Origin of the sequence: Mesorhizobium sp. M7A.F.Ca.CA.002.15.2.1, assembly GCF_003998715.1 — a bacterium.
GTDB classification, from domain to species: Bacteria; Pseudomonadota; Alphaproteobacteria; order Rhizobiales; family Rhizobiaceae; genus Mesorhizobium; species Mesorhizobium ciceri.
Genome location: NZ_RZPI01000978.1, coordinates 1 through 1,393 on the forward strand (window position 1 = coordinate 1; position 1,393 = coordinate 1,393).

The window sequence follows — 1,393 nt, forward strand, 5'->3', positions numbered from 1 at the left end:
GTCGAACAGCCGCTCGCAACGAGCGCCGCCAGCGATACGGCCACCAGACCGGTTTTCGAAAAAGTCATTCCAACCGCCGTCGGATCCGGCTGGGGGGAAGCCGTCCGCACAATCTCACCCCACCAAGATGGAGAAGGTGGCGAAATTTCAACCCGATATGGTTAAAATACAGTTTGCAGCAAGAATTGTTGCAAATTTATCGCAATCGCGGCGGCTGACCGCTTGTCGCGCGTCGCCTGGGGATCCGGTCAAAGCAGTGCAGCGCCGACATCGACGGTTGGACGCTTGCGCGAGCCGCCTTAGCGCCTATGTCTGGAAAACGAAACACCTGCCGGAGCCGCAAAATTGGCCGCGAGAAAGACAGCCGCCAATCGCTATTATAGCGGCCCGCCCAGCGACCATTTCGACGGCGCATTGTTCTTCAATCCCGACGGCCAGCCACCCGGCCGTTTCGCCGACCTGCTGAAATGGCAGTTGAATGGCCAGCGCTCGAAATGGCCGGCGAGCGATGCAAGCCCCTTTCCGCAGGCAAAGCCGGCGACAAGGGTCGAGGGCGCCGCGCTGGAAGTGACCATGGTTGGTCATTCCACCTTGCTGGTCCAGACGGCCGGTCTGAACATCCTTACCGATCCGGTATGGTCGTTGCGCGCCTCGCCGCTTTCCTTCGCCGGACCAAAACGCATCAATGCGCCAGGCATCGCCTTGCCGACCTGCCGCCGATCGACCTCGTGCTGGTCAGCCACAACCACTATGACCATCTCGACCTCGCCACGTTGAAGCGGCTGAAGGCCGGCCACGACCCGCTGGTGCTCACTCCGCTCGGCAACGACGCCATCATCGAAGCCGCCGTGCCCGGCATGCGACTGTCGGCGCATGACTGGGGCGACAGCGTCGAGATCGGCAATGGCGCCGCCGTCCATGTCGAGCCGGTGCATCACTGGTCGGCGCGTGGCGCCCGAGACCGGCGCATGGCGCTCTGGGCCGGCTTTGTCGTCGAAACGCCTGACGGCAAGCTCTATTTCGCCGGCGATACCGGCTTCCACGATGGCATCAACTACCGGCGGATGGCCGAGAAACATGGCGGTTTCCGCTTCGCCATCCTGCCGATCGGCGCCTATGAGCCGCGCTGGTTCATGGCGCCGCAGCACCAGAATCCTGGGAAGCCGTGCAAGGCATGACGCTGTGCAACGCCGCCCATGCCGCCGGCTGTCACTGGGGCACCTTCCAGCTCACCGACGAGCTGATCGACGAGCCGGCGCGCAAATTGACCGAGGCGCTTGACGATCAAGGCATCGGTTCGACGGAACCCCAGCGCTGCAACCGCGTTTTCATGTGGTTGAAATATCTGCCGGTTTGCGAGGCATTGTCATGCTCAAATGGATTATCATTCTCC

General features: G+C 62.2%; 1 protein-coding gene and 1 pseudogene. Both read left to right on the forward strand.

Going from position 1 to position 1,393, the window contains the following annotated elements:
• A partial coding sequence (locus tag ENZ74_RS34815; protein ID WP_206522384.1) for a hypothetical protein occupies positions 1 to 218 on the forward strand: 218 nt, incomplete at its 5' end.
• Between the two features lie 127 nt (positions 219 to 345).
• A pseudogene (locus ENZ74_RS31745) lies at positions 346 to 1,294 on the forward strand (MBL fold metallo-hydrolase); the annotation flags it as partial.
• Between the last annotated feature and the right edge of the window lie 99 nt (positions 1,295 to 1,393).